Genomic DNA, 2,637 nt, shown 5'->3' on the forward strand with positions numbered 1-2,637 from the left:
AGGGCAATGCAGGCGAGAGCCAGAGAACTGTGTTTAAACCAGATGAAGCTCTCTTTATCGGCATTTCGGTTTTTACTTTGCCACTGGTTTACAATGAGTAGCGCACACAGAACACCGATGCCGCAAGCGCTGATCAATTGCCCCTGAAAGAGCAGGGCGAGCGCTAAGGTACCTGCCAGAATAAGGGCATATAAGTAGGATTTTGAGTTAATAAGTAGTTGGTGGTCAGAATGTGCCATGTTGAAAATGTTGCTCGTTATGTTCTGGTCGTTGGCTCGCCAAAGCCTTGTGGTGTCTTTCCTTGCAGGTAATATGCAAAGGCAATTATTTCAGCTATTACCCGATATAGAACTTCGGGGATTTCTTCTCCCAGTTCTAGTTTAGACAAAATGCTGACTAATTCACTATTTTCGTATAAAGGTATGCCGTGCTCTTCGGCAATGCGCATTATTTCCTCAGCGAGCTCATTCTCACCTTTGGCAGTAAGTTTGGGCGCTGAAACTTCATCGTACTTGAGCGCGATGGCTCTTGTTTTCGAGCTGGTTTTGTTATTGTTGTTCATGCTTGAATATCTACCAGGCTTTGTGTCAACTTGGTGGCCTGTTGTTCTGGTAGGCCTTGTTGGCAAATAATATCGCCTACTTCTAGGCCTAGCTCTGAAAGCTTTTCCTTAAAATGTTTGCTCTCCCTTTGCGCGAGCGCGAAAGTATCGGCTTGATCTGCCCAGATAATGGATGAAATAGAAGGAGGGAGCAAGCTTACTTGAATATATATTGCTCCCAGGCCTTCTAAGTCGAAGGATAGTGATATTTTCCACTGCAATGCTTTGTCCTCAGATTCCTCTTCCTGGTTCTGAGTGGCGCTTTTTTCCTTATCGAGTCTCAGGCTGAAGGTGGTGACCCCTTGGTTGACATTCACCACGGGCAATTCAAAAAACCATGATTGAAGTGTATTGCCGTCACTGGTTTGGCTTTGAAAGAGGCTGTTCAACTGGTTGAACTGAATACGATTAAGCATTCCGGCAAGTATTTTCAAAAGCTGCCCGGTAGAAAACTCTTGCTCGGCAAAAAGAGCTTTGGCCTTCGCTGTTGTGTCGGACTGGATGCGCGGAAAATTAAAGGGAGTTGTTAATAGTTCAGGCTCTAAAAGGCTGCCAAGGAGTTTCTCTATCGCCTGGTTTTGTTCGCCGCTGCTATTTGCGGCAGGTAATAAGTTTCGGCTAATGCCTAGCAGGGTCGCTTTTAAATCGCTTGATATTGTCTTGTCTTGGCTTGGATCGGCTGCCGTGTTGCTATGTTGCTTTACAAGTTGCTGCAGCATGTCTAGTGCTTGCTTCGTGACTGCAGAGCTTGTTTGGTTGGTATTTTGAGGAGAGGGGGTTCCAGAAAGCGGGTTATTGGCAGTAGGTTTGGTCTGGTCTGCTTGCGCTAATGCTATTTTGTTCAAGGTTTTGAGGTTTTGGAGTTGCTCGAGTATTTGTTGTTTGTTGGTGGTGTTACTGAGCTGTGACTCCATGAAAAGACCGCTGTGTTTTAAGGCGTTTCTAATTGTGTCAGGAGAGCTTAGAGTGTCGCCTTGACGGCTGGCTTGAGAGATCTGCTCTGCGTGAGGAAGAGATTTGATCAGTGTTGCGATGCTTTCTAGCGCAACTTTTCGAGTAAGCGGCGATGAGCCTTGTGTAGGGGAGAGCTGGGTTTGTTGAGCGCTGGCTATCTTTGTTTGATTTTGAGAAATGGGCGGCGTTTGCGAAGTCGCTTTACTCATCTCATTCAGGGCAGCGAAGCCGGTACCAAGAGACAGTTGCTTCGGTAGCAGTTTTGCTAAGGTGCCTAATAGTATTTCGGTATTGATGCTGCCTTTGTCTGCTGGGATTTGAGCTGTGCTTCTATTAGTCGGACTGACAAGGATCAAAGCCTTGCTCTGTTTTGTTGATGAGCTTTCAAGCTTGACTAATAGCGTCTGACCTATCTCTAAAGGAATGCTGCTGGTGGTTGTGACAAGTTTGCCATTAATATTGAGTAGCCATTCTTTACTGCTGTGAGTGTTTACTGTGGCTGCTTTTCCTTCGATTACCGGCTGTTCCTGGTTAGTTTTGGGGGGGGGTGCCTGAACAGTTGCCTGGTATTGCTTACCGGGTACCAGTTTAAGCTCTTCAATGCTGGTAATTTGTGATCTAGAAAGAGTGCTTGTACCTTTGCTGACGACCTCTGGCGTTGACGGTGGTTTTGGTGTGATGTCCATGACGTTGCTGTATCCCAGGTGCTGCCAGAATAAATCTCGATTGGGACAGGGTTTTATTGTGAACAGGCTCCCAATCAAGACGCTTATAGATTATTTCACAGATTATCCCAGATATAATGGAGACGCAAAAAATAGAATTACGGAAAGATATTCCTGATGTTTTTGAATAGTGTCTCAGGAAATAGAGTGGTACATGGATTAGCTCATAGGAAATTAGGGTGTTATGACAAAGCAGGCATTTAAATTATTTCTCGCTTGGTGTGTTTCAATCGTTCTGGCAGGTTGCGAAGGGCGAGTGGCAGAAACGGCACCAGAAACAGTAGACGATACTTCACCACCTTCTACTCCGGGGCAAGATTTTCAAGATGTTGCTATCGACGAAACTTTTTTCTCTCG

General features: G+C 45.5%; 3 protein-coding genes. All 3 read right to left on the bottom strand.

Features of this window, described 5'->3' with window-relative positions; genetic code table 11:
* A partial coding sequence (locus A3766_RS23750) for a hypothetical protein (RefSeq protein ID WP_156509091.1) occupies nt 1-239 on the bottom strand: 239 nt, incomplete at its 3' end.
* Between the two features lie 17 nt (nt 240-256).
* The gene (locus tag A3766_RS23755; RefSeq protein WP_068516235.1) at nt 257-562 is read right to left on the bottom strand and encodes an EscU/YscU/HrcU family type III secretion system export apparatus switch protein; all 306 of its coding nucleotides are present in this window, start codon (nt 560-562) and stop codon (nt 257-259) included.
* The gene (locus A3766_RS23760; protein WP_068516238.1) at nt 559-2,241 is read right to left on the bottom strand and encodes a flagellar hook-length control protein FliK; all 1,683 of its coding nucleotides are present in this window, start codon (nt 2,239-2,241) and stop codon (nt 559-561) included. Before A3766_RS23760 ends, A3766_RS23755 begins: the two co-directional genes overlap by 4 nt.
* Nucleotides 2,242-2,637 lie beyond the last annotated feature (396 nt).

It is taken from the genome of Oleiphilus sp. HI0132 (assembly GCF_001635845.1).

Coding starts and splice junctions, on each gene's coding strand:
- A3766_RS23755 (WP_068516235.1), bottom strand. CDS start 562: ATGAACAACAATAACAAAACCAGCTCGAAAACAAGAGCCATCGCGCTC.
- A3766_RS23760 (WP_068516238.1), bottom strand. CDS start 2,241: ATGGACATCACACCAAAACCACCGTCAACGCCAGAGGTCGTCAGCAAA.